The organism is Actinomadura roseirufa (genome assembly GCF_900659635.1).
GTDB classification, from domain to species: Bacteria; Actinomycetota; Actinomycetes; order Streptosporangiales; family Streptosporangiaceae; genus Spirillospora; species Spirillospora roseirufa.
In genome coordinates this window covers 1-2761 of the sequence record NZ_CAACVB010000500.1, presented here as the reverse complement: position 1 = coordinate 2761, position 2761 = coordinate 1, and the positions used below count along the sequence as shown (strand labels likewise).

The following is a 2761-nucleotide window of genomic DNA, read 5'->3' as shown; positions in this document are numbered from 1 at the left end:
GCCGCGCCATGTTCGGCATGCTGTCGGTCCTGGCCGAGCTGCAGCGCGAACTGATCCTCGCCAACACCATGGACGGGCTGGCCTCGGCGCGGGCCCGCGGACGGGTCGGCGGCCGCCGACCGCGCTTGACCGCCGACCAGGCCGCCCTGGCCCAGGAGCTGTACGACGCGCGGACCAAGACCGTCCAGCAGATCGCCGACCTGTTCGGCGTCCCGCGCTCGACCGTGTACGGCCACCTGAACAAGGACACCACCGTGCCGCGGCAGCCCAAGGCCAAGACGACGGTGAAGGCGGAGTCCTGAAATGGCCCCCGTAGTGGCCCCTACCAGGTGAGACGGGTGGGTGGCATGGTCGGAGACCTGATCCGGGAGAGCTCCGCGAGGGCCTGGGCATGTCGCGGAGCCGCCTGGCCGATCGCCTCGGAGAGCTCGCGCAGCACGCGACGGTCACCCGGGTTCCGCAGTTGATGTAGCGGGATAGTCCGCGAATCTGGGGGTTGACGTGCAGTTACGTGCCGTCTGCTGGCGGGACGGCGTGTATCTAGGGGCTGGGTTCTGCCTGGTCAGCGGCTGGGTGGGGTGAGTTGGTAGATCCTGGGCGGGGCGTCGATTTTCAGGGCGTGGAGCAGGTCGCGTTGGGGTTTGGTGATCTCGGTGCGTTGCTGGAAGGTGCCGGCGATCCCTCCTGATCATCCGCCACCTATCCTTCACAGGCGCCATCTGCGGCTCACAGGCACAGGGTGGCGCGGTCGCCGGTTTCGGGATGCCCGGATTTCCCTGCTTGGGGCTTTTAAGCATGAGAAGATCATGGTTGTTCGGGGGCCGTACCTAGCGATGGGAAGAACATGAGCGAAGACATGGCTGCCGGAGCGTCAGCAGAAATCGCCGGGGAGATCGACGCGGTCCTCGATCGAATCCGCGCCTTGACGCTCGCCTCCGCAACCGGCAGCCTCTCCACGGACGACCGCCAGTCCAACGCGGAGGAATATACCGAGCTCGTCTCCTACCTCGCTCGGAAAACCCAGATCGGCTACCGGTACATCCCCGCCAAGCTCGAGGCCCCTCACATTGATAGCCCGGAGGCTGCTGCCGCCCGCCAGATGATCCTGGCCGCGATCCAGAACGAACTCCAGGCAGAGGTGAGGAACCCCGAGGTCCTGGAGCAGCTGGCCCTTGCCTACCGCAGGGCCTCGGACCTGTTTCTCCTGGAGTCGAACCTCTACCAAGAGGTACGGAGCCTGCTGCTGACGGCGGTCACCGCCCAGGCGGCCCATCTGCCTCCCGGGGAATCCGCTCCCGCCATCGCCCAACTCGCCCGCACGTACTCGCTGCTGACCTCAGTCGGCAGGAACGCAGGCGCCCGGTCCTTCCTGCCCTCAGGATTCGAAGCGGACCACTCGGTCGAGTTCCCCCTGAGCCGCGACGAGACATACTGAGCCTGCCCCGCTGCCCTGATGATGATCGGCGATCTGCGGCCAGACAGTCATTTCCTGGCCCAGAGGTCACACGTCTGGGGTCGCATACGGCGGCGTGCAGCACGAGGTCGCCCTTGTCGGATTCGCTCGCACACGGTTCGAGCGTGGCACGCCGGCAATGACCGCTGGCAGGTTAAAACCGATAGTCACCTGGGGTGAAGGTGATACCGCGATTGGAGACGGTGATGGTGGCACGGAAGCCCTTCCACCATCCGTCCTTGGTCACGAGGTCCGGATCGGCAGGCACAACGTAGAAGCCGTTGGTGGGGACGTGGGAGCCAAGGCTGATCGACTGCCTGGCCTGGGCGACGGCGTGGTAGGCCCGGGCAAGTTGGGCGATGGCGGGAGCGGATTCCCCGGCAGACAGGTTGCTTGCCTCGGCAGTGATGACCGTCAACAGCAGACTCCGCACCTCCTGGAAGAGGTTCGACTCTACGAGAAACAGATCCGAGGACATGCGGAAGGCGTGGGCGAGCTGCTCGAGGGCCTCGGGATGTGTGGCGGAGGCCTGGAGCTCATTCTGGATCGCGGCCAGGATCGCCTGACGGGCGGCATCGGCCTCTTCGTCGATCCTCTTCCCCTCTACCTCCTCGTTCTGTTGGTGAGGGTCCTCGAGTTTGGCGGGGACGTACCGGTAGCCGATCTGAGTCTTCCGTGCGAGGTAGGACACGAGCTCGGCGTATTCCTCCGCGTTGGACTGGCGGTCGTCTGTGGCGAGACTGCCGGTCGCGGAGGAGAGCGTCAAGGCGCGGATCCGGTCGAGGACCGCCTCGATCTCCTCGACGAGTTCTGGTGACGCACCGGCCGCCGCTTCTTCGCTCATGTTCTTCCCATCGGCTAGCCCGACCCCCGAGCAATCACGATCGTCTCATATTGCCTCCACCATCCGGGTCCTGGTCGCCAACGCCACCCGCGGCTTCAACGTCGCCTACGAGGCCGCCTACGACACCACCGGCCCCGACATCGACGTGAGCGCCCTCACCGACGCCGACCTCGCCGCCCAAGACCAGCCATGAACAACACCGAACCCGACGACGGCGGACGCCTCGACGCGCTCATCCGCGCCTACCTCGACGAGGAAACCCTCGGCATCGAGTTCTCACCCGCGCTTCTCCTCTGGCTGATCACCCACCGCTGACCTCAAGGCCAGGCGATCACACAGAGCTACATTGCCCCTGGTGACACGGACTTGGGTTCTAGGGGTGATCGCAACACCGGTTGATCAACTGGCTGGTGTGAGGAGCTTAGCGAGACGCTCGGCTGGGGTTTCCCAGCCGAGCGTTTTGC

5 protein-coding genes are annotated in these 2761 nt (G+C 65.6%); 4 read left to right on the top strand and 1 reads right to left on the bottom strand.

Annotation, left to right across the window (positions count from 1 at the left end; genetic code table 11):
- On the top strand, nucleotides 1-302 hold a 302-nt coding region (locus E1291_RS40775; protein ID WP_131743381.1), incomplete at its 5' end, for a helix-turn-helix domain-containing protein.
- Nucleotides 303-844: 542 nt separating this feature from the next.
- Nucleotides 845-1435: a hypothetical protein gene (locus E1291_RS40770; RefSeq protein WP_131743380.1), complete on the top strand. Its 591-nt coding sequence runs from the start codon at nucleotides 845-847 to the stop codon at nucleotides 1433-1435.
- A 172-nt stretch (nucleotides 1436-1607) separates the two neighbouring features.
- Here E1291_RS40770 and E1291_RS43605 read toward each other — a convergent pair whose 3' ends face one another.
- Entirely contained in the window at nucleotides 1608-2297 is a 690-nt protein-coding gene (locus E1291_RS43605; RefSeq protein ID WP_207401240.1) for a hypothetical protein, read from the bottom strand.
- Here E1291_RS43605 and E1291_RS40760 point away from each other — a divergent pair.
- Nucleotides 2296-2490, top strand: coding sequence for a hypothetical protein (locus E1291_RS40760; RefSeq protein WP_131743379.1), 195 nt, complete (start codon nucleotides 2296-2298; stop codon nucleotides 2488-2490). The genes E1291_RS43605 and E1291_RS40760 overlap by 2 nt on opposite strands.
- A complete protein-coding gene (locus E1291_RS44860) occupies nucleotides 2487-2612 on the top strand; it encodes a hypothetical protein (protein ID WP_278045317.1) in 126 nt (41 codons plus the stop codon). The genes E1291_RS40760 and E1291_RS44860 overlap by 4 nt, the downstream gene beginning before the upstream one ends.
- Nucleotides 2613-2761: the final 149 nt, after the last annotated feature.

Bases quoted from the DNA above. Each gene is read 5' to 3' on its own strand.
- E1291_RS40770 (WP_131743380.1), top strand. From the start codon at position 845: ATGAGCGAAGACATGGCTGCCGGAGCGTCAGCAGAAATCGCCGGGGAG.
- E1291_RS40760 (WP_131743379.1), top strand. From the start codon at position 2,296: ATGTTCTTCCCATCGGCTAGCCCGACCCCCGAGCAATCACGATCGTCT.
- E1291_RS43605 (WP_207401240.1), bottom strand. From the start codon at position 2,297: ATGAGCGAAGAAGCGGCGGCCGGTGCGTCACCAGAACTCGTCGAGGAG.
- E1291_RS44860 (WP_278045317.1), top strand. From the start codon at position 2,487: ATGAACAACACCGAACCCGACGACGGCGGACGCCTCGACGCGCTCATC.